The sequence below is a fragment of the Lysinibacillus sp. VIII_CA genome (assembly GCF_049943995.1).
In the GTDB taxonomy this organism is placed as follows: Bacteria; Bacillota; Bacilli; order Bacillales_A; family Planococcaceae; genus Lysinibacillus; species Lysinibacillus pinottii.
This window is the reverse complement of sequence record NZ_JBNFXM010000007.1, coordinates 185,556-207,429: the sequence shown is the minus strand read 5'-3', so window position 1 is coordinate 207,429 and position 21,874 is coordinate 185,556. Positions and strand designations below refer to the sequence as shown.

The window sequence follows — 21,874 nt, the reverse complement described above, 5'->3', positions numbered from 1 at the left end:
TTAGTATGTCTCCTTATAAAAATCCACTATTATTTCAATATATTAAGGAAGTTGTTTTCTTTACAAAACAAAAACCCTTGCCACACACATCGTTGTGACAAGGGTTAATTGATAAATTACCCAATAGAACCTTCCATCTCGAATTTGATAAGACGGTTCATTTCTACTGCGTATTCCATTGGTAATTCTTTTGTAAATGGCTCAATGAAGCCCATTACAATCATTTCTGTCGCTTCTTCTTCAGAGATTCCGCGAGACATTAAATAGAATAATTGTTCTTCAGACACTTTTGAAACTTTAGCTTCATGCTCTAAAGAAACATTATCATTAAGGATTTCGTTGTATGGAATTGTATCAGATGTTGATTGGTTATCCATAATCAGCGTATCACATTCAATATTGGCACGAGCACCACTAGCTTTAGGACCGAAACGAACTTGTCCCATATATGTTACCTTACCACCTTGTTTAGCAATCGATTTAGAAACGATTGTAGAAGATGTGTTTGGTGCCATATGAATCATTTTCGCTCCAGCATGTTGATGTTGACCTTTACCTGCTAATGCGATAGATAGCGTCATACCACGAGCGCCTTCACCTTTTAGGATACATGCTGGGTATTTCATTGTTAATTTAGAACCGATGTTACCATCAATCCATTCCATTGTACCGTTTTCTTCAACAACTGTACGTTTCGTTACAAGATTGTATACGTTGTTTGCCCAGTTTTGAATCGTTGTATAACGGCAGTAGGCATCTTTACGAACAACAATTTCTACAACAGCTGAGTGTAAAGAGTTTGTTGTGTAAACAGGGGCTGTACAACCTTCAACATAGTGTACATGTGCGCCTTCATCCACAATAATTAGCGTACGTTCGAATTGACCCATGTTCTCAGAGTTAATGCGGAAGTAAGCTTGTAGAGGTGTTTCAACTTTAACGCCTGGTGGTACATAGATAAATGATCCACCTGACCATACAGCTGAGTTCAATGCCGCAAATTTATTATCTGTGTATGGGATTACTTTACCCCAATATTGTTTGAAAATATCTTCGTTTTCACGTAATGCTGAGTCTGTATCTTTAAACACAATACCAAGATCTTCAAGGTCTTGCTTCATGTTGTGATAAACTACCTCTGACTCATACTGCGCAGATACACCCGCAAGATATTTTTGTTCTGCTTCTGGAATACCTAATTTATCAAAAGTAGCTTTGATTTCATCAGGAACTTCATCCCATGATTTTTGTGTCGCTTCTGATGGTTTCACATAGTACGTAATTTCATCAAAATCTAAATCGCCAAGATCGCCACCCCATTGCGGCATTGGTTTTGTATAAAATGTTTCAAGTGCCTTTAAGCGGTACTCTAGCATCCACTCTGGCTCTTGTTTCATATTTGAAATTTCACGGACGATTTCTTCAGTCAAACCACGTTTTGAACGGAAAATTGATACGTCCTTGTCATGGAAACCGTATTTGTAATCGCCGATATCAGGCATTTTTTTAGCCATCGTTTCTCCTCCGTTCATTGAGCTATATTTTCGAGGTATTCAACCTTTGCCATGAGTGAAAGTATGTCACTTTCACCCAGCTGACAAGGCAGTATGCTTTATTTCACACCTTTTTCCATTGCTTTCCAAGCTAATGTTGCACATTTAATACGTGCAGGGAATTGAGAGACACCTTGCAGTGCTTCAACATCCTCAAGGTCATATTTATCGCTATACTCTTCACCCATCATCATTTTAGAAAAAATATCAGCAAGCTCTAAAGCTTCATCTACCTTTTTCCCTTTGATAAGTTGAGTCATCATGGATGCAGAGGACATAGAAATTGAACAGCCTTCACCTTCAAATTTGGCATCCTCTACAACACCGTCAGTCACTTTTAATGTTAAGTGTATACGGTCTCCACATGTCGGATTGTTCATATCAATCGTTACAGCTTCACCTTCTAAAGAACCCTTATTACGAGGATTTTTATAGTGATCCATAATGACTGAACGATATAGTTGATCTAAATTATTAAAAGACATCGCCAAAATACTCCTTCGCAGAACGTAACCCTGCAACAAGACGGTCAATATCCTCCTCTGTATTGTACAGATAGAAGCTTGCACGCGCTGTCGCTACTTGCTGAAGACATTTCATTAGTGGTTGCGCACAATGATGACCCGCACGAACAGCAATACCATTCATATCAAGCACCGTTGCCACATCATGTGGATGGACATCATCCAAATTAAATGTCACAAGTCCACAACGTTTCATTGGGTCACGTGGGCCGAAAATTTTCAAACCGTCAATTGTTTCAAGCTGATCCATTGCATAGCCAACAAGCTTATGTTCATGTTCTGCAATATTATCTAGCCCAATCTCAGTTAAGAAATCAATAGCAGCTCCTAATCCTATTGCACCTGCAATAATAGGCGTTCCACCTTCAAATTTCCACGGTAATTCCTTCCACGTTGAATCATATAACCCAACAAAATCGATCATTTCGCCACCAAATTCAATTGGCTCCATCTTTTCAAGGTGTTCCTTTTTACCATATAGTACACCTATTCCAGTAGGTCCGCACATTTTATGCCCAGAGAACCCTAAGAAATCTACATCCAATTCTTGCACATCAATTTTCATATGCGGAGCCGCTTGAGCTCCATCAACTACCATAACAGCACCATTAGCATGTGCAATTTGCGCAATTTCTTTAATTGGATTTATAGTTCCAAGCACGTTTGACGCCATTGACACCGAAACGATTTTCGTTTGAGGTGTAATCGTTGCACGTACTTTTTCTAGACTAATCGTTCCATCAGCTTCTAGCTCAATGTACTTCAATGTCGCCTTTTTTTCTTTGGCTAACTGTTGCCAAGGAATAATATTGGAATGATGCTCCATTTGAGTAATGACAATTTCATCACCCTCAGCAACATTTGCACGTCCATAACTGGCTGCTACTGTATTTAAAGAGGTCGTTGTTCCACGAGTAAAAATAATTTCTTGTGTTGATTGAGCGTTAATAAACTTACGAACCTTTTCACGTGCACCTTCATATTTATCTGTAGCACGGTTCCCTAGAGTATGCACTCCACGGTGAACATTGGAATTATCAAATTCATAATAGGCTTTAATTGCCTCAATCACTTGAACAGGTTTTTGAGACGTTGCCGCACTATCAAGATAAACAAGTCTATGACCATTTACATCCTGATTTAAAATTGGGAAATAGCTTTTAATGTCTTTATTCATCATTAGCGAACTTTCCTTTCGATAACCTCCGTCAGTTGCTTTTGAACGCCCTCAATTGGTAATTGCGTAACAACTGGCGCAAGGAATCCATGGATAACAAGGCGCTCTGCTTCTGCTTTCGAGATACCACGGCTCATTAAATAGTAAAGCTGTAATGGATCTACTCGACCAACAGATGCTGCGTGTCCTGCTGTTACATCATCTTCATCAATTAATAAAATTGGATTTGCATCCCCACGAGCTTTTTCTGAAAGCATTAATACACGTGATTCTTGCTGTGCATCTGCTTTCGTCGCACCATGTTCGATATAGCCAATACCATTAAAGATAGATTGAGCTGCATCTTTCATAACACCATGCTTTAAGATATGCCCGTTTGAGTTTTTACCCCAGTGACGAACCTCCGTAGTGAAGTTAAGTTTTTGTTCTCCACGACCAACAACTACTGTTTTTGTATCTGCATGTGAACCGTCACCAATTAGATGAGTAATATTTTCTGAGATTGTATCTGAGTCATTCATTAAACCAAGAGCCCAATCTACTTTTGCGTCACGTGCTAAGCGTGCACGACGGTTTACATAAGTCGTAAAGCCTTTTGCAAGTACATCTACTGCTCCATATGTTACTTGCGCATTATCTTGGACAACTACTTCCGCAATAATATTTGCTTGGCCTTTTGCTTGTTCCACCGTTGAAACATATGTTTCCACGTATGTTACAGCAGAATTTGCTTCTGCCACTACTAATACATGGTTGTATAATGATGCTTCAGCATTATCGTTTAAGAAAACAACTTGAAGTGGTTGTTCAATGACTACATTTTTTGGGACGTAAACAAATACGCCACCATTAACTAGTGCTGTATGAAGCGCTGTTAACTTATGTTCATCCACTTTAACAGCTTCAGTCATAAAGTATTTTTGAACAAGCTCACCATGTTCACGAACTGCTGTAAAAATATCCGTAAAAACAACGCCTTTATCAACAAGCTCTTGTGATATTTTAATGTAAGCTGGTGTATTATTGCGCTGAATATAAAGATTCTCTTGCGCTTCAAGGTCAATTAACCCTTTTGCTTCTTCAGGTAAAGCATCTAACGATGGAAATGCCTCACTATGAACTGTAAATGCTGGGAAGTTCATGAAATCCCATTTTGTAATATTAGTTCTATCTGGTTTTGGCAAATCTAAACCAGTTACTTTGTCTAGTGCTGCCGCGCGAAGCTCTGTAAACCAAGTTGGTTCACCATTTGCTTCTGAGAACGAGCGCACGTCCTGTACTGTTACAGGCAAGTTAAGTTCCACTGTCATGCTAGTTCGTCCTCCCTCTTATGCTTCTTGTTCTTCTGTTTCTTCTTCAATACCTAATTCTTTTTTAATCCAGTCATAGCCTTCTGCTTCTAAGCGTTGTGCCAGCTCTGCACCACCTGATTTCACAACACGTCCCTGCATCATTACGTGTACATGGTCTGGTGTAATATAGTTAAGTAGACGTTGATAGTGCGTGATCATTAAGCAGCCAAAGCCTTCACCGCGCATTGCGTTAATTCCTTTAGATACTACTTTAAGTGCATCAATATCAAGTCCAGAGTCAATTTCGTCTAAAATTGCGAACGTCGGTTTAATCATCATTAATTGAAGAATCTCATTACGTTTTTTCTCACCGCCAGAGAAACCTTCATTTAAATAACGCTGAGCCATATCTTCGTTCATTTCTAGGAATTCCATGTTTTTATCTAATTCACGGATAAATTTCATTAATGAAATTTCATCGCCCTCTTCACGGCGAGCATTGATAGCTGAGCGTAAGAAATCAGCATTTGTAACACCCGCAATTTCAGATGGGTATTGCATAGCTAGGAATAAACCAGCTTGAGCACGCTCGTCTACTTCCATCTCAAGTACATCTTCGCCATCTAGCTCAACAGTACCCGAAGTAACCTCATATTTAGGATGACCCATAATAGCAGAAGCTAGTGTGGATTTACCAGTTCCGTTTGGTCCCATGATTGCGTGAATTTCGTTTGTATTAATTGTAAGATTTACGCCTTTTAAAATCTCTTTTCCGTCGATAGCAACGTGAAGATCTTTAATAACTAAAGTTGACATGAAAATACCTCCATAGTGTTCAGTGAATGGGTCAACCATTCCTTAATTATCATCATTCTAATCTTAACTGAAAATCGTTCTCTATGCAAACCATTTCAATTACTTTCCTTCTCCTCAAATAAAATCTTGAAAAATAAAGGCTTTGTAAGCATTTTCAGATTATTACTATCTGGAATAGATATTGAGAATAGACTTTCTTCATTTTCAATGAAATATCTCTAATTGAGAATTGATTTCATCTAGCTACATAGTGTAAACCTCGTGAAAAGGGCTAATTGTAGAGGTTTTGTGACAAATTTGCAGTAACAACCATAACTATACTATAACCTATTTCATTAAAATGGAATCAATTAAAAATAAGATATTTTCATGGCAGTCTCTTTTACACACTAAAAAATTCTATTGTGCAAGATTACTGAATACTTAAACTTTTTTTGTATTTACAGTCACTTTTTATCTTCAATATTATATAATTGAGCTATAATCAATCTTATTTTTAGATTAATAGAGGTGAAATGTTAGTGGAGTTACGTCAATTACGCTATTTTGTGGAGGTTGCTGAACGCGAGCATATTTCAGAAGCTGCTGAGCATCTTCACGTCGCTCAATCAGCCATTAGTCGGCAAATCGCAAATCTTGAAGATGAGTTAGGCACTCCGTTATTTGAACGAGTGGGACGCAATGTGAAATTAACGCCGATTGGAAAGACCTTTCTTGAACATACCATTACGGCATTGAAGGCCATTGATTTTGCTGCCAAACAAGTAGAAGAGTATCTTGATCCTGCTAAGGGCTCTATTAAGATTGGCTTTCCAACAAGTTTAGCAAGCTATGTACTGCCAACCGTTATCTCAGCCTTTAAACGAGAGTATCCCAATTTGCAATTTCAGCTACGACAAGGATCTTATCGATTTTTAATTGATGCTGTCAAAAATCGAGAGTTAAACCTTGCCTTTTTAGGTCCGCTTCCTCCAAAAGATGAATCCATTGAGTCGACTATATTGTTTACGGAAAATATTGCCGCTCTTCTACCAGCTAATCATCCGTTAGCAAAAAGAGAGAGTATTCAGCTTGCTGAATTGAGAAATGATTTATTTGTGTTATTTCCAAATGGTTATATATTACATAAAGTGGCAATGGATGCTTGTCGTGCTGCAGGCTATATGCCTAATATTATTTCAGAGGGTGAAGATTTGGATGCACTTAAAGGCTTAGTAGCAGCTGGAATAGGCGTTAGTCTGTTACCAGAAAGTTCACTTTACGATTCTGCTGCTCGCTTTACTGTAAAGGTGCCTATTGAATCACCCTCCATTCCAAGGACGGTTGGTATTATTTCTCCTGTAAATCGAGAAATCGCCCCATCAGAAGCCATTTTTTTAAATTTCGTCAAAGATTTCTTTTCACGTCTATCTCAATTTCAATAAAAAAATTGCCTTTACTGGCGATTTGGGACTATAGATAAACTCAAAAATTATGAGTTTGCCGATAGTCTTTTTTTACAATCAAATAAGGTAAAACCTGGATATGACGGCCGAGGCGAGCCGCTTCCCTCTCTACGTTCGCTAGACTTTCCCAAATTGAAGGGTTTTGGGTAACTAATTGGCAAATCGTTACGTTTATTGATTTCATTCTTTGTCAACATCATTTCTGTTTTGTTTCTCCAAAAATCGAACAAGAGAATGACAAAAAGCCATCGAGCGTGAACTTCTCGATGACTTTTGTTGAACGTGTCTATATTACCGATTTTTTAGGGAGACAAACGCTCACCAGTTTCTTGCTCATTAATCCACTGTAATGTTTTGACACCTAATCCACCAGCACGCCACAACACTACATCATGATAGCTTTTCCTTTGGACATATTTGACCCATTTTTCAAGTGTTTCCTGATCAGCATACCAAATCTCATGACTCATATTGCTAGTATCTGTATACGTAAAATAAACAGCACCACTTGCTTTATCTCGTTGTTTCTTTGCGTTTGTTTCAGCTAATACTTTCTCCGCCTCAAGTTCCGTTAATGCAACCGTATTACCTTGAGCTACCCAATCGAAACCACCTGTAGCAAAGGCGATAGCTAATTTTTGGTTGGATTTTTTGATATTTTTTATTAAATCATTAAGAAATGAAAATGTAGCCTTCGCACCTGGACCACTATGATAGCCATGTACATTATAAGCCATTACGGTATAGCTAGGCCCATTCGGTAACTTCACATCAAATGGAAAGCTCGGCTCTAGCACTACATGCAGTGTAACATTCTTTTTCGCAAGTTCTCGGTATAGCTCCTTTAAAAATTGAACATATTTTGAAAGGTCTTCTTTAGCTATCTTTTCATAATCAATTTCAATGCCATCTGGTTGGTATTGTTCAACTACCTGCAATATATTATTGATATGCTTTTTTCTTGCTGAAGAATCCTGTACTAACCTATGCAAAAGTGTACTATCCTTTTGAACAGAAGAGGCATTATCTGTCACATAATCATTTATAAGCGTTAGAATTACATGATGTGATTCATTGAATTGCTGCTGTGTCTGTCGCAACATATCGACTGCATTATCCGTTAATAGCAATTCATCTTTATGATTAAAATAGGCACCGAAAACGCGCATATCTTGTAATCCTTGTTGGGAGTTTTGGACATCTTCTAAGGCTGATTGATTTTGCCATTCAGGTAACCACATCGATAAACGCAACTTCGCTTTATCCTTTAATTCTTCCTTTGCTATAGCAGGTGGTTCTTTACTATTACTACAAGCAGTGATAAACAACAGGGCTATACAGATAAATAATATAAAATTTTTCACTTGTTTCAAATTTCACCCCAAATTAGAAGGTTTCAATAAAGAAATCTACAACATGATTAAACAATGTTGTGCTTTTATGCTTAACCTTCTCGAAATTCGTATATTGGTTTGTAAAAATAGTTTGATCTTTCCTATCTGTAATTAAAATATCTTCAATTATTGTATCGTATATATCATCTGCATACTGTTCATGAGATGTATCTTTATGGCTAAACAATGCTCCAAATCCAATTTGAGAGCCATGGAGGCCAGGGTTTATTTGAATAGTTTCAGATAATACATGATCTACATCTACTTTTATTTTATCCTTATTTACTGTAATGTTAAATACTCTATTTTTAGTTAAGTTTCTTGGGTATTCTTCTTCAACAATCCGCGATCCCTTTTGGGTGTCCTGATACGTATAGACGGTCGCCTTATTAAACGCATACTCCTCTTCATTCCACTTAATCTCATTCAATGGGAAACGAGCCTTTTCCACAATATCTGAAGCAGGTAATTTTTCACTCACTACAAGCTCATTGTCTACCAAGGCAATACGTAAATAGCTATTTGTTTTCTCATCATAATTTACATACAACGCTTGTTCACCAACAACATTCCCTTTAAATGTAAAGTTCACGTTATATTGCTGTGGCATCATCTCCTTTAAGAGAATCCTACCTTCACTAGAAGGAGCCGATGTTAATGTAACTTCATTATTATCAAATTCTGCTGCCCCATTAATGGTTTGCCATTTTTGGGCTAATTGAGGATCTCCTATTTTAAATTCGATATTTTGATTACTTGCCTGTTTAATTTTCATCATGACATGATTGGTTGACCAATAAGGAGAAACTTGTAATCGATTCAAGTTATATAGATCACTATCTTTATCATTATAGGCACTCAATTCTAAATTAAAGTGCATACGAAACTTGTCTTTAATTTCCTTGTCATTCACACTCTGCACCAGAGGGTCCATATTATTATACAATGAATTAGCATGCATAATGGCATAGGCTTTAGGAACTTCCCCAAACTCTTGCTGATAAATTTCCTGCATAAGCTTGTAATCCTTCTTAATTCGAGCTTCCATCTCTTGTCGAGTTTCACTTGGGATCATATATTGATTACGAATAAAATCCATTAAATAGTGGTTATAGTATTCGATTGTTGTTTTATTCGGTATATTATTTTCGTCAATCATCCCTAAGGACTGCCCTTTATCATTAAAAATATTAATGTAGGTTAGTCTATATCCGTTAGAGCCTAATTCCCAATAGCCGCTTTTCTCCATCAACTTCAAATCTTTTGGCTTTAAAAATTTATGGTCGCGGGTATCCATTTTATTGGCATACGTAAACATCGTAGCCTTATAATTTAATTTTTCCATAACGTTTTGTGCGAAAATACTAGAATCGGTACGGCCATCCTCAAATGATAAAAACAAGGCTTTTTCTGGTAGTGGTTTATTCTTTTGATAAAAATCCAATATATCCTTTTGTGTAATCGTTTGATAGCCTTGTTTTTCAAGCAATGTAAGCTGTTCTTCTAAATTTTTCTTTGACACGTATTTAGAGGAGTCATTTCTACTTACACCAAAATAGGACAGTGCAATAAATCCGTCTTTATTGTTTAACGGGACCGCCTCAGCAAATCGCTTGTCTGTCAGAAAGACGGCTTTAATTAACACGACTGCTAAAAAGATAACAACTACTAATTGTATAATCGAGCGTATAATTTTCCTTCGATTTTTTTTAGCTGGCTGTAAAATTACATTTTTTTCTTTCATTCCTTCTCACCCATTTTTCTAATTTTCAACATTGAAAATCGGGATTTTCGTAATTTTTGCTTTTCCATTTTCTTTTTTTTTGCCAAAACGTCTTGTGGTGTTTCCCTTGTTCCCCATGTTGATTTCCAGAATGTTACCCATGCAACTGGCATTTGCCAGAGCAAAATAAATTCATAATAAAGAACGAAGATAAACCCGAATAACCATAATTTACTTTTCCTAAAGAATAGATGAGCCAAACTCATGAGCATGGCCATTAAAAGTAAGCCTAATAAAAAGGTAGTCGGAAAAACACCATACATGATTGGCACATAGATTAAGTTGTAGACGACGACAATTGGTGCCGCAATTGGGACAATTAAGCCTATTATGAAGAAAAGGAACATGAAGGGTTCTTTTTTCCACATAAATAGAAAGGCTCGTAAAGATTCTCTTAGCCAAGAACGTTTCCATCTCATTTGCTGAGATAAAAAAACTTTAGTGTCAGAGGGAACAATCGTCGAACAAATGGCATTATCCTGATAACCTGTTCGATGTGTTTTCAAAATATAGTTTGTCATACTACGATCATCACCAAATGTAGCAGGCTGCCCAAGAAATTTTTGATTGAGCCAGGCTGTTTCATTTTTTAAAATAAGTTCTTTTCGATAACAAGCTAATGGTCCTGATAAGCAAGTCACCGTATCAAACCAAGATTCAGCGGCCTTCATAATACGAAAGGCAATATAATAACGAACTGTCTGTAATTTTGTCAGAGCATTTGTAAATTTATTTTCTACCTCTGTCCGTCCAGCTACACCACCCATTTTAGGGTCTTGGAAAGGCTGGACTAGATTGCGGATTGCATGTGGCTCCAAAAAACTATCGGAATCCACAAAAACCACTAAGTCATGCTTTGCTTGATGAACACCGGCTACCAGCGCTTCACGTTTTCCACCATTTTGAGGAAGCTTAGAAAACTTTAAGCGATCGGTTGTTTTAAAACGCCCACCCTCAAAATGAATAAGATCTATCATTTCCTTAGCTTTTTCCTCCGTCCTATCCGTAGAGCAATCATCCACGACAATGACTTCTAACTTATCTACAGGATAGTACTGATTAATACAGCTTGAAATCGTGCGATGTATCCATTCTTCCTCGTTAAACACAGGGATAATTATGGATACACCGGGCTCATAGTTTGGATTGATGGGTACATTTTTATAAAAAATACCAAATAGGTATCTACTTAATAGAAACGTTGCCGCTATAATACTATAAAGGTATAAAAATTTATTGAATCTAAAATAAATAACACTTTCTGCTCTCATCAGCATGACAATAAGTGAGACAACCAATAAGAATAAACTCGCCATAAAAACAGAAATGCCCCAACGTTTTTTTACCATATATTTATTTAAAGGTTGGAGAAATTCGCAAGCAAAGTAATATAGCGTTTGACCATCCACCTCTTTGGTAAAATGCCGGATCACCTTTGCCTTCAACTTCACTTTTGCCTCATATCCTTCAGGCATTGCCCCACCTGGGATCGTAAAATTCATTTCTAAAATTTCATCAATTAATAATTGCTGAGGCTGTTGAGAATAAACAAGAATTCCCGTTACGGAAATATCTTCAGCATAGTATTTGTCTGAACTCATTTTATGTCTTGCTCTTCTAACCTGAACCTCAAAATGAGTTTCATAGCGTAAGCTAAGCTGTTGAAGACGATAAATTTCATTGACATCTGTCGGATCAATTTCTTCTTTCTGATAAGATGCACCTCGACGATTGACAAGGTTTCGGACATTTTCGGGATCAGGAATATTTGATAGAATCCGACGATCTGAGCGCGGTACTGTTAAAACCTCTTTTTTCGTTTTTATCATTTATTCACATCCCCATTTGCATCTTCTTCAATCCAATTTGACATTTTACTAAAGCTATAACCATCTTGTTGCAACTTTTCAATAATTAATGGAAGTGCTTCAACTGTTTTTGTACCGTCTAAGATGTGCATGACAATAACCTTTCCTGGTGCTGCTCTAGATATGACCCGATCATAAATGTCCTGAGCACTGTAATCTAAATTCCAGTCAAAGGAAGCAATATCATACATGGCAATGGTTTTAATTCCGGCAGCGGTAATCACTTTAGCAGTACGCTCATCCATAATTCCTTGTGCTGGTCTAAAATAAAGTAATGGTGGCTCCTGTAACGCATAAGTAAGAGCATTATGGGCCTTCACTAAATCATCTTGTATTTCCTCTGGCGTCATTTTAGTTACATCTAAATGGTAATAAGAGTGACTTGCCACTTCATGACCTTCCTCTAGTATTAACTTGGCTAATTGTGGATTTTTCTCCACCCCACTACCGATTAAAAAAAATGTACTTTTAATATTATATTTTTTTAATACATCTAAAACAGCTTTCACCTGCTGTTCATGTGCCCAATCATCAAAGGTAATGGCGATTTCTTTTTTAGAGGTCTCTTTTCGATAATACAAATGTGGTTCAACATTTTCATAATTCAAATTAGGTTTGACGGCATCATAACCTGCTATTTCTTCTAAAGACTTTGTTAAATATCGCTCATCTATCACATCACTTAAAGTCGTAATGGTGTAATCATGTTTTTCTGCTAATTGTGCTAGTAAAGGAATGGCATCTATAATAGCAGGATTAATATAAGTGTTGAGATGAATAATAGAACCTCTATCAATATATTTGTCAATATAATCAATCAAATCTTGGGCACTTTGCATTTTTCGATCAAGTGGATTAATGGATAAACCTATCACTGCCTTCATATCCAGTGCAGCAGCTGCTAAGCGCATATTATCTGTAATATCACCTGAACGACTTCGAACAAATTTCGGCTTATATCCTAAATGTTCTTCAAATATTTGATTCGTTAAATAAATCTCCTCATAGGTTTGGTCATAGTTTAAAGCTGTGACATCTGGAAATGACAATGTACCGTTTTGTACATCATGGCCTCTTTTTAGAATGTCTCGAACAAGCTCTGGTTCCTGTGCCACACGTAGCCCCTCTAAGAAAAAGGTGGCTTTCATATTAGATTCATCTAATTTCGCCAATAGTAGCTCCATTGTTTGATTATCCGCAAAGCCATTAAACGTTAGAGCTACTTTTGGCTTAATAATATCGACATGACTGATTGAATCACTCATCGTACCATCAGATTCCTTAATCTCTATAGAAGAATCAATTGGTTGAATCGTTTTTTGTGGAGTGGATTGACATCCTGCTAAGAACATCAGGATTAGAAGCCCACATATTTTTAGCTGTTTCATGTCCCACGAACTCTCCTTATAGTCTGTAATAATTTTTATTCTTAAATAAAAAATGGGTATTACGAGTATCAAAAATTAATGAGGCTTCCTGATCAATTAATGAATAATCAATGTTGGAATGATTGGTTAAAATCAACACAGCATCTGCATCTTTAACACTTTTCTCTGTTAAAGGAACTGTGTTTAAAAGAGTTTGTTCTACCGGGAACGTTTGTATATAAGGGTCGATAATCTGTAATGAGCTCTGACTATCAAGTAATTGCTGAATGACTCGTAGTGCAGGAGATTCGCGTGAGTCGTTTATATCTGGCTTATAAGTGACACCAATAATAACAATTTTTGCGTGGCACAGCTCAATATTTTGAATACGTAAGTACTGTTCCAGCCTCTCCACAACAAAATTAGGCATCGAATCATTTATTTTATCTGCTGCTTCAATTAAAGTTGCTGAGATACCATGCTGTTGACCCGCCCATAATAAATATTTGGGATCGACAGGGATACAATGCCCCCCTACTCCTGGGCCAGGCTTGAATGGCATAAAGCCATAAGGCTTTGTTGAGGCAGCATCTATGACTTCCCAAACATCAATGTTCATTTTATAGCACATTTGACTGAGCTCATTGACAAGGGCGATATTGATTTGGCGAAATGTATTTTCCAGCAATTTCTCCATTTCGGCAACTTTGGGACTTGTTACCGTAAATACACTAGTATGAATGACTGTTTCATAAAAACCCTTTGAAACTTCCAAACAATTAGAAGTAACACCGCCAACAACTTTGGGTGTATTGGAAACTGAAAAATTACTATTACCAGGGTCCACTCGCTCTGGTGAATAAGCTAAGAATAAATCTTGACCCACAGCAAAGCCATGCTTTTGCAAAATAGGCTGAACAATTTCCTCTGTTGTCCCAGGATAGGTCGTACTTTCAAGAATAACTAATGCATTTGCTTTAATATAACGCCCGATGTCATGTGCTGCCTCTTCTATATAGGAAATATCAGGAGTACCATCCACTGTTGTAGGAGTCGGTACACAAATAATGACGACATCTACAGAAGCAAGTTTGGAAAAATCAAAGGTTGCTTCAAAATGTTGATCTTTTAATATTTGCTGTATATTTTCTTTCGGGATATCAGCTATATAGCTCTCACCGTTTTGCAACATGGCGATTTTTTCTTGATTTTTATCAAAGCCTAAAACATGAAAACCTTTCTGGACAATTTCAATGGCAAATGGTAGGCCTACATAGCCGAGACCAATTACCCCAATTGTCGCTTTTTTTAATTGAATTTTATTTAATAAAGCTGAGCTCATCGATTTCGTGTTTATCGTCATAACAATAACTCCTTTGGCTAAACTTACATGTAATTTTTATCGCCATTTTTCCGTTATCTATTCATCCTCAATATTTAGTCATATCGAGTATTTTGCAACGTAATAGGTTATTTCTTTTCCTCATCGCCATTCTGTACAAACCCCTTTCTTCTCCACATACTTTAGTATGATTTTTTTAGTCAAAATAGATTAATAAAATCCAAATTTCACAAAAAAACTTTTCTAACAATTATATAGTACTACTCGTAACTAAACAATTTCTAAATAATTTCTTTACTCACGAAAAAACACCTACTTTTTTTTCACATACACAACAAAATAATTCATTAATTATTAAGATATTTAACAAATATATTCAGAGTCACTTATTAAGCGTAAACGAAAAAGATGCTAGGCAACACTGAAGAATGTTAATAAATAGGAATTAACATTTTTCCTTTTCAGGAAGTTGCTAAAAATCCCTCACAGCATTGGCTTTCACCGATACTGGAGGGATTAGACAAACATGTAGAACAGGGGATTATAGGAGCTTTTAAATACTTGATATAGCTATTTTTATTTCCACGGAAATCGACATCCTATCGATAATCACTATTAAAAGCAGGTAAGCAACCTCAAAAGAAAAGAGTACGTAAGTAACTCAATACTTACGTACCCTTTTTTGTAGATTATTGAACAGGTACTACTGCACCTTTCCATTCTTCTAAGATAAAGTCTTGGATTTCTTTAGAAGTTAATACTTCTAATAATGTTTTAATTTCAGGTCTTGATTCATCTCCAGCACGTACTGCGATGATGTTAACGTATGGTGACTCTTTGTCTTCAAGAGAAATAGCATCTTCAATAGGGTTTAAGCCATTATCAATAGCAAAGTTAGAGTTGATAAGTACTGCGTCCCCTTCATTGTTTTCGTACATTTGTACAAGCATTTCTGGTGCTGTATTCGCATCAAATTTAAAGTTTTTAGGATTCTCTTCTATATCCTTAATTTCTGCTGCTGTTTTATCAATACCATCTTTTAATTTAATTAAGCCCTTAGCTTCTAATAATGACAGCATACGACCGTGGTCTGATACCGAGTTAGAAAGTAAGATTGTTGCGCCTTCTGGAAGGTCTTCTAAAGACTTATACTTTTTAGAGTAAATACCAATTGGCTCAATATGAACACCACCAGCATTGACGAAATCATAGCCATTGTCTTTAATTTGCAACTCTAAATACGGAATATGTTGGAAGTAATTTGCATCCAACTCTTTTGATTCTAAATCTTGGTTTGGTAGTACATAGTCTGTATATGTTTCTACTTTAAGGTCAATACCTTTCTCAGCTAAAATCGGTTTTGCTTTATCTAAAATTACTGCATGTGGTGTATTAGAAGCTCCCACTGTTAAAGTAACGTTTTCTTTACTATCTGTTTTATCACCAGATGCTGCATTTGAATCCTCTTTTTTATCAGTACCGCAAGCTGCTAATGCTAGTACAAGTATTGATAAAAATAATCCTGTTAATAACTTTTTCATGTATGACACTCCCTTTATTTTAATGAAAATATGTTAGCGGTAAGAACCGGAATAACCTCAGTTTTATTAACGTTTATCAATTTTTTCTGTAATGAAATCACCTATCCATTGGATGATAAAGACTACTACTAAGATCAAAATAGTTGCCATTAATGTCACATCTTGGCGATTTCTTTGGAAACCGTCTAGGAAGGCTAAGTTCCCGAGACCCCCTGCACCGATTATCCCTGCCATTGCTGTATAACCGACAAGTGCTACAGCCGTAACAGTAATACCCGAAATGAGTGCTGGTAATGATTCAGGGATCAGTACTTTCCAAATAATTGTGGCTGTTTTAGCCCCCATTGAACGAGCTGCTTCAATAACACCCTTATCAATTTCTCGTAGCGCAATTAATACCATACGTGCATAGAACGGAGCCGCACCGATAATTAAAGCAGGTAAAGCAGCATTGGCTCCACGGATTGTACCAAGTAAAAACTTAGTAAATGGAATTAATAAAATAATTAACACGATAAATGGAATAGAACGGAATATATTAACGAGTGACCCTGTTAAAAAACTAACAATTTTATTAGCCCATAACTGATTCGGACTAGTTAAAAACAGGACAATCCCAATGGCTAACCCTAGAATAAATGTAATAACTGTTGAAATGGCCGTCATATATAATGTTTCATATGTAGCCTGCCACATGCTATCCCAGTCTACATTCGGAAAGAGATTAGTTAGCATCTGCAATCACCTCCGTTTGCACTTCCACTGTATTTAAATAGCTTAAGGCTTCAGTCACGTTTGCTTTCGACCCATCAATTTGCACAATGAGAGTACCATATGCACCATTTTTGGTTTGCGAAATATTCCCATGTACAATGCTTACTTCCACATCGAATTGCTTTACTAGATGTGAAATAACTGGCTGTTCTGTTTTTTCACCAACAAAAATCAATTTGACAAGTTGTCCAGTTGGATAATTTGCTTTGATTTGTTCTACTGTATCCTGTGTTTCCTTTGTATTGGTAATTTGCGCTACAAATTTCTTAGTAATGGCAGCCTGAGGAGCCTGGAAAACTTGCAATACTTCTCCACGCTCTACAATTTCGCCTGCCTCCATCACTGCTACACGATGACAAATCTTGCGGATGACATGCATTTCATGAGTAATGAGGACAATCGTTAACCCTAAACGTTCATTAATATCCACCAGTAAATCAAGAATGGCATCTGTTGTCTCAGGGTCTAGAGCAGATGTAGCCTCATCACATAGTAAAACCTCTGGATTATTGGCTAATGCTCGCGCAATCCCTACACGTTGCTTTTGTCCACCAGAGAGCTGTGATGGATATGCTTGATCACGACCTTCTAGGCCAACAAGTGCTATCAATTCCTTCACCCGTGCCTCACGTTGAGCTTTTGATACACCTGCGATTTCTAATGGGAAGGCAATGTTTTCTGCAACTGTTCGTGACCAAAGTAGGTTGAAATGTTGAAAAATCATACTAACCTTTTGTCTAGCTGCTCTAAGCTTTTGACCTTTAATCGATGAAAAAGCCTGATTGTTCACTGTTACTGTTCCTGTTGTTGGTTTCTCTAAGCCATTAAGTAAACGAATCATCGTACTTTTACCAGCGCCACTATAGCCGATAATGCCAAAAATTTCACCCTTATTAATAGTCAGGTTAACATCTTTGACTGCCGTTAATTCGCCATTTGCTGTTTTGTATTTCTTCGTTATATTTTGAAGCTGTATCATAGCGAATACTCCTTTTCTTATATAAAAAAACCCCTCCACTTATAGACAAGTAGAAGGGGTCACGTATTATACGTTGAACCGTTCTCTCATCTTTCAAAGAAAAATCTTTGGGTGATTTGGCACCTTTTCACTATGTGATGGTTGCCGGGCTTCATAGGGCACTTCCCTCCGCCGCTCTTCATAAGAGTTCGATATATTTAATGTTTTAGTAATATATTTGTTACTTTACCACGCTAATAAAGTTCAGTCAATTAATTTTTTTAACAATTCGTACAAAAAAGGTACGGATTGAAAAGCATAAATCTTTTCTGTCACTTTGCCACCGTCACAAACAAGTAAGCACGGAACGCTTTCAATTTGATGCTCAAAAGCAATTTGCTCCAAAAAATTAATATTTGCTTTCCCTAGCTTTAGGTGAGGTAATAGTTGTTCTACAATTGACATCATTTTTGATGCCACTGCACAAGTACCGCACATCGGTGTATATAAATAAAACGCAGCTTTTTCTCCGGACTGTAATGCCGTTTCCCACTGCTCTTTCGACCATTCTTCCATTTAGTTCACGCAACCTTACAAAATATATTCATTATGGATTGAGAAATGCGCACGAAGTAAAATCATGGCTAACACTTTTCTAGGTGTCGTTTCTACTTCCTTATATGTTGGCATTGTTCGTAAATGCTCTGCTTCAGGATAATGTCTGTCCATTAATGCACGTAGCTTATCGCCTGAAGTATCGGCATCAAAAAAGGTAAATAGCTCATAGCCCTCATAGGGATCGATTAGCTCTTCTAATTGATGCACACCAATTGTTCCATTCGTACATAGTATTGTAACATTCTCGTTTAAAATTGGCTCAATTTGTAGCTTATCTGAGCGTCCTTCTACTATCAAGCATTTCCCATCGAACATTACGCCACCTCCATTTAGACATTCCCACTTATACGTTATTATATAATAAAAAACGCCGGTAGTTTCCGACGTTTTTTGATTATGGCTTGTCTTATTCTGCTGTCATCTCTTCGTATTGTTCTGCTGTCATAAGTTTATCAACTTCTGATGCATCAGCAGGCTCTACGACGATCATCCATGCTTTTTCATATGGTGATTCATTAACGAATTCTGGGCTATCTTCTAAATCTGCATTAACTTCAACTACAGTACCTGAGATTGGTGCATATAATTCAGAAACAGTTTTTACTGATTCTACGCTACCGAATGGATCATCCGTTTTGATTTCATCGCCAACTTGTGGAAGCTCAACGAAAACGATATCTCCTAATTCAGATTGTGCGAAGTGCGTAATACCAATACGTACTTTTCCATCTTCTACTTTAACCCATTCATGCTCTTCAGAGTAACGTAAGTCTTTCGGTGTGCTCATGCAAAAAACCCCTCCATAATTATGTAATATATTCACTTTCAGTGTGCCATACTTCTCCTATAAAAACAAGAATAAAAACGGCTATATCCAAGCTTGCTCAAAATCGGATTCTTTAAACCCTAAAGTTACTTTTTTTCCATCTGTTACGAGTGGACGTTTTATTAACATCCCATCCGAAGCAAGTAGCTCAAGCTGTTCTTCCTCAGTCATATCAGCTAGCTTGTCCTTCAAACCAAGGTCACGATATTTCATGCCTGAAGTATTAAAAAACTTCTTCAAAGGAAGACCACTGACTTGCCATAAAGCTGTTATTTCATCCTTTGTTGGCGGCTGCTCTACGATATGTACCTCTTCATAGGAAACGTCATGATCATTTAACCACTTTTGCGCTTTTTTACATGTTGTACATTTGGGATAATGGAAAAATTGAATCGTCATTAAAATGCTCCTTTGCTGTCTTTTTCTGTAGTATACCATCATAATCATCGAGAATGGTGGAACTTCGCTCATTTCCGTAAGTCTATCCATCCATTTTGTATTTTTATCCGTTACTTTGACAAATAATTTATTTGGCACAATAAAAAACTAGCTACCCACTTACGGATAGCTAGCATTTTCCTACGATTAAACGATATATTTTTCTGCTTCAATTAATTTCACAGATGCTTCACGTTTCTTCGTAATGAGGTTGTATGGATTATTACGTGTTAATTTACGTAATGCAGATAATGTCATACGTGCTGCATCACCATCTGCGGAAGCCAGAATTGTATCTTTTGCTTCTTTTTCGATTTCTACAAATGCTTCTTGGCAGAAAATTTGAGTGTATAGCAATTTTTGATGTGCTTTTTCAACGCCATCACGAGCAATCGCTTTTTCTGTGCGTAATACAGCTGATTCCATTGCAAATAATTGATTAGCGATATTAGCAATATTCACTAATACTTCTTGCTCTTGATCAAGCTTCGCACCAAAGCGTTGTGCGGCTAAGCCTGCAGCTAATACAGCAATCTTCTTGGCATTTTTCACTAAGTATTTTTCCTGAGCTAGTGGCTCAGTGCCGATATCCTCTGGCATTAGCATTAGAAGCTCTTGCTGTAAATTTTGCGCAACCTGTAATAATGGCAGCTCACCTTTTAGTGCCTTTTTCATAAATGTACCTGGTACAATCATGCGATTAATTTCATTTGTACCTTCAAAAATTCGATTAATACGAGAATCACGGTATATACGCTCTACCTCATATTCAGCCATGAAGCCATAACCGCCGTGTAATTGTACAGCTTCATCTGCAATATAATCTAATGTTTCTGATCCAAATACTTTAGCAATGGAGCATTCAATCGCATATTCAGCGATAGCACCTGCAATCACTTTTCCTTCCTTTTGCTCCTCTGGGCTTAGCTGGCTTAAACGGTCTTCAAATAAACCCACAGTACGATAGTTTAATGACTCTGATGCATACAAATGAGAAGCCATTGTTGATAATTTTTCTTTTGTTAGGTTGAAGTCAGATAGCTTTGTTTTAAATTGCTGACGTTGGTTTGTATATTGTACCGCTAGCTCAAATGCGCGTTTTGATCCACCAATTGTTCCAACCCCTAGTTTATAGCGACCGATATTTAATATATTGAAGGCAATGACATGCCCACGACCAATTTCACCTAATAAATTTTCTACTGGCACTTCTGCATCTTCTAACACAAGTGTACGGGTAGATGAAGACTTAATCCCCATTTTCTTCTCCTCAGGACCGACTGAAACACCATTGAATGTACGTTCCACAATAAAGGCAGAGAACTTATCACCATCAATTTTAGCATAAACAACAAATACATCTGCAAAGCCCGCATTTGTAATCCATTGCTTTTCACCATTTAAAATATAATGTGTGCCTGCATCGTTTAGTTTCGCAGTTGTTTTTGCCCCTAAAGCATCCGAGCCTGAACCTGGCTCTGTTAAAGCATAAGCAGCAATTAATTCACCCGAGGCAAGCTTAGGTAAATATTTTTTCTTCTGATTCTCGTCACCGAATAGCACGATTGGTAATGAGCCAATCCCTACATGTGCACCATGAGTAATGGAGAAACCACCTGCTACAGACATTTTTTCTGCAATTAATGCTGAAGAAACTTTATCTAAGCCTAGTCCTTCGTATTCTTCTGGCACATCTGCTCCAAGCAAGCCTAATTCACCAGCACTTTTAAGGAGACGTACTGAGTGCTCGAATTCATGATGCTCTAAATTTTCAACTACAGGTAAAACTTCATTTGCTACATATTCTTCTGTTGTTTTGGCAATCATTTTATGCTCGTCAGTGAAATCTTCAGGTGTAAACACACGATCTAATTCCACATCTTCAATTAGAAATCCGCCGCCTTTAATGAAATCCGTTGTTTTTTCAGTCATATAAAATCCTCCCAATTTATCTATTTTGATAGTTTAATCCCCTATTGAATGCTGCCTCTTCAAAATCTGTAGTATTTGCTCAGAGGCTTGATTTTTATTCAGCCTACTCTCCTACCTTTTAGAGAAGGTTTCTGACGCTTTCATTTTGGTCCAAAAACCTTTTGCTGAGTGAAGACAAATATATATATAGAAAAGCTTGAAATATACTTGCTCGGAGGCAACCGGA

19 protein-coding genes and 1 riboswitch are annotated in these 21,874 nt (G+C 37.0%); of the genes, 1 reads left to right on the top strand and 18 read right to left on the bottom strand.

Annotation, left to right across the window (positions count from 1 at the left end):
• Positions 1-116: 116 nt before the first annotated feature.
• The 5 genes from sufB to sufC all read right to left on the bottom strand — a co-directional run bounded on the left by sufB (position 117) and on the right by sufC (position 5,362).
• The gene (gene sufB, locus ACP3VS_RS12335; protein WP_031417705.1) at positions 117-1,514 is read right to left on the bottom strand and encodes a Fe-S cluster assembly protein SufB; all 1,398 of its coding nucleotides are present in this window, start codon (positions 1,512-1,514) and stop codon (positions 117-119) included.
• 98 nt (positions 1,515-1,612) lie between these two features.
• A complete protein-coding gene (gene sufU / locus ACP3VS_RS12330) occupies positions 1,613-2,038 on the bottom strand; it encodes a Fe-S cluster assembly sulfur transfer protein SufU (RefSeq protein ID WP_012292332.1) in 426 nt (141 codons plus the stop codon).
• Positions 2,028-3,257: a cysteine desulfurase gene (locus ACP3VS_RS12325; RefSeq protein ID WP_012292331.1), complete on the bottom strand. Its 1,230-nt coding sequence runs from the start codon at positions 3,255-3,257 to the stop codon at positions 2,028-2,030. The genes sufU and ACP3VS_RS12325 overlap by 11 nt, the downstream gene beginning before the upstream one ends.
• Entirely contained in the window at positions 3,257-4,564 is a 1,308-nt protein-coding gene (sufD, locus tag ACP3VS_RS12320; RefSeq protein ID WP_012292330.1) for a Fe-S cluster assembly protein SufD, read from the bottom strand. Before sufD ends, ACP3VS_RS12325 begins: the two co-directional genes overlap by 1 nt.
• 18 nt (positions 4,565-4,582) lie before the next feature.
• Positions 4,583-5,362: a Fe-S cluster assembly ATPase SufC gene (gene sufC, locus ACP3VS_RS12315; RefSeq protein ID WP_016994918.1), complete on the bottom strand. Its 780-nt coding sequence runs from the start codon at positions 5,360-5,362 to the stop codon at positions 4,583-4,585.
• Between the two features lie 521 nt (positions 5,363-5,883).
• Between sufC and ACP3VS_RS12310 the strand changes: the two genes are divergently transcribed.
• Entirely contained in the window at positions 5,884-6,786 is a 903-nt protein-coding gene (locus tag ACP3VS_RS12310; RefSeq protein ID WP_036164331.1) for a LysR family transcriptional regulator, read from the top strand.
• A gap of 323 nt (positions 6,787-7,109) precedes the next feature.
• Here ACP3VS_RS12310 and ACP3VS_RS12305 read toward each other — a convergent pair whose 3' ends face one another.
• The 13 genes from ACP3VS_RS12305 to ACP3VS_RS12245 all read right to left on the bottom strand — a co-directional run bounded on the left by ACP3VS_RS12305 (position 7,110) and on the right by ACP3VS_RS12245 (position 21,648).
• Positions 7,110-8,171, bottom strand: coding sequence for a glycosyl hydrolase family 18 protein (locus ACP3VS_RS12305; protein ID WP_099806109.1), 1,062 nt, complete (start codon positions 8,169-8,171; stop codon positions 7,110-7,112).
• 22 nt (positions 8,172-8,193) lie between these two features.
• The gene (locus tag ACP3VS_RS12300; protein WP_012292326.1) at positions 8,194-9,945 is read right to left on the bottom strand and encodes a polysaccharide deacetylase family protein; all 1,752 of its coding nucleotides are present in this window, start codon (positions 9,943-9,945) and stop codon (positions 8,194-8,196) included.
• Positions 9,942-11,813 carry a glycosyltransferase family 2 protein gene (locus tag ACP3VS_RS12295; RefSeq protein ID WP_426388827.1) on the bottom strand — a complete coding sequence of 624 codons (1,872 nt, stop codon included), beginning with the start codon at positions 11,811-11,813 and terminating at the stop codon, positions 9,942-9,944. The genes ACP3VS_RS12300 and ACP3VS_RS12295 overlap by 4 nt, the downstream gene beginning before the upstream one ends.
• Positions 11,810-13,240: a polysaccharide deacetylase family protein gene (locus ACP3VS_RS12290; protein WP_227256894.1), complete on the bottom strand. Its 1,431-nt coding sequence runs from the start codon at positions 13,238-13,240 to the stop codon at positions 11,810-11,812. The genes ACP3VS_RS12295 and ACP3VS_RS12290 overlap by 4 nt, the downstream gene beginning before the upstream one ends.
• A gap of 16 nt (positions 13,241-13,256) precedes the next feature.
• The gene (locus ACP3VS_RS12285) at positions 13,257-14,582 is read right to left on the bottom strand and encodes a nucleotide sugar dehydrogenase (RefSeq protein ID WP_227256893.1); all 1,326 of its coding nucleotides are present in this window, start codon (positions 14,580-14,582) and stop codon (positions 13,257-13,259) included.
• Positions 14,583-15,250: 668 nt separating this feature from the next.
• Complete coding sequence (locus tag ACP3VS_RS12280; RefSeq protein ID WP_012292322.1) at positions 15,251-16,102, bottom strand: MetQ/NlpA family ABC transporter substrate-binding protein; 852 nt, start codon at positions 16,100-16,102, stop codon at positions 15,251-15,253.
• Between the two features lie 66 nt (positions 16,103-16,168).
• Positions 16,169-16,837 (bottom strand): methionine ABC transporter permease, encoded by a 669-nt coding sequence (locus tag ACP3VS_RS12275; protein WP_031417714.1) that lies wholly within the window; start codon positions 16,835-16,837, stop codon positions 16,169-16,171.
• Positions 16,827-17,855, bottom strand: coding sequence for a methionine ABC transporter ATP-binding protein (locus ACP3VS_RS12270; RefSeq protein ID WP_031417715.1), 1,029 nt, complete (start codon positions 17,853-17,855; stop codon positions 16,827-16,829). The genes ACP3VS_RS12275 and ACP3VS_RS12270 overlap by 11 nt, the downstream gene beginning before the upstream one ends.
• A gap of 83 nt (positions 17,856-17,938) precedes the next feature.
• Positions 17,939-18,042: riboswitch (SAM riboswitch) on the bottom strand.
• A 56-nt stretch (positions 18,043-18,098) separates the two neighbouring features.
• Positions 18,099-18,410: a thioredoxin family protein gene (locus ACP3VS_RS12265; RefSeq protein WP_426388825.1), complete on the bottom strand. Its 312-nt coding sequence runs from the start codon at positions 18,408-18,410 to the stop codon at positions 18,099-18,101.
• Between the two features lie 15 nt (positions 18,411-18,425).
• Complete coding sequence (locus tag ACP3VS_RS12260) at positions 18,426-18,767, bottom strand: hypothetical protein (RefSeq protein ID WP_031417716.1); 342 nt, start codon at positions 18,765-18,767, stop codon at positions 18,426-18,428.
• Positions 18,768-18,858: 91 nt separating this feature from the next.
• A complete protein-coding gene (gene gcvH / locus ACP3VS_RS12255; protein ID WP_025116632.1) occupies positions 18,859-19,239 on the bottom strand; it encodes a glycine cleavage system protein GcvH in 381 nt (126 codons plus the stop codon).
• An 81-nt stretch (positions 19,240-19,320) separates the two neighbouring features.
• A complete protein-coding gene (locus ACP3VS_RS12250; protein ID WP_031417717.1) occupies positions 19,321-19,677 on the bottom strand; it encodes an arsenate reductase family protein in 357 nt (118 codons plus the stop codon).
• Positions 19,678-19,863: 186 nt separating this feature from the next.
• Positions 19,864-21,648 carry an acyl-CoA dehydrogenase family protein gene (locus ACP3VS_RS12245; RefSeq protein ID WP_426388823.1) on the bottom strand — a complete coding sequence of 595 codons (1,785 nt, stop codon included), beginning with the start codon at positions 21,646-21,648 and terminating at the stop codon, positions 19,864-19,866.
• Positions 21,649-21,874: the final 226 nt, after the last annotated feature.

Excerpts from the sequence above, each read along its gene's own strand:
- sufB (WP_031417705.1), bottom strand. The coding sequence starts at position 1,514 with ATGGCTAAAAAAATGCCTGATATCGGCGATTACAAATACGGTTTCCAT.
- sufU (WP_012292332.1), bottom strand. The coding sequence starts at position 2,038 with ATGTCTTTTAATAATTTAGATCAACTATATCGTTCAGTCATTATGGAT.
- ACP3VS_RS12325 (WP_012292331.1), bottom strand. The coding sequence starts at position 3,257 with ATGATGAATAAAGACATTAAAAGCTATTTCCCAATTTTAAATCAGGAT.
- sufD (WP_012292330.1), bottom strand. The coding sequence starts at position 4,564 with ATGACAGTGGAACTTAACTTGCCTGTAACAGTACAGGACGTGCGCTCG.
- sufC (WP_016994918.1), bottom strand. The coding sequence starts at position 5,362 with ATGTCAACTTTAGTTATTAAAGATCTTCACGTTGCTATCGACGGAAAA.
- ACP3VS_RS12300 (WP_012292326.1), bottom strand. The coding sequence starts at position 9,945 with ATGAAAGAAAAAAATGTAATTTTACAGCCAGCTAAAAAAAATCGAAGG.
- ACP3VS_RS12295 (WP_426388827.1), bottom strand. The coding sequence starts at position 11,813 with ATGATAAAAACGAAAAAAGAGGTTTTAACAGTACCGCGCTCAGATCGT.
- ACP3VS_RS12290 (WP_227256894.1), bottom strand. The coding sequence starts at position 13,240 with ATGAAACAGCTAAAAATATGTGGGCTTCTAATCCTGATGTTCTTAGCA.
- ACP3VS_RS12285 (WP_227256893.1), bottom strand. The coding sequence starts at position 14,582 with ATGACGATAAACACGAAATCGATGAGCTCAGCTTTATTAAATAAAATT.
- ACP3VS_RS12280 (WP_012292322.1), bottom strand. The coding sequence starts at position 16,102 with ATGAAAAAGTTATTAACAGGATTATTTTTATCAATACTTGTACTAGCA.
- ACP3VS_RS12275 (WP_031417714.1), bottom strand. The coding sequence starts at position 16,837 with ATGCTAACTAATCTCTTTCCGAATGTAGACTGGGATAGCATGTGGCAG.
- ACP3VS_RS12270 (WP_031417715.1), bottom strand. The coding sequence starts at position 17,855 with ATGATACAGCTTCAAAATATAACGAAGAAATACAAAACAGCAAATGGC.
- ACP3VS_RS12265 (WP_426388825.1), bottom strand. The coding sequence starts at position 18,410 with ATGGAAGAATGGTCGAAAGAGCAGTGGGAAACGGCATTACAGTCCGGA.
- ACP3VS_RS12260 (WP_031417716.1), bottom strand. The coding sequence starts at position 18,767 with ATGTTCGATGGGAAATGCTTGATAGTAGAAGGACGCTCAGATAAGCTA.
- gcvH (WP_025116632.1), bottom strand. The coding sequence starts at position 19,239 with ATGAGCACACCGAAAGACTTACGTTACTCTGAAGAGCATGAATGGGTT.
- ACP3VS_RS12250 (WP_031417717.1), bottom strand. The coding sequence starts at position 19,677 with ATGACGATTCAATTTTTCCATTATCCCAAATGTACAACATGTAAAAAA.
- ACP3VS_RS12245 (WP_426388823.1), bottom strand. The coding sequence starts at position 21,648 with ATGACTGAAAAAACAACGGATTTCATTAAAGGCGGCGGATTTCTAATT.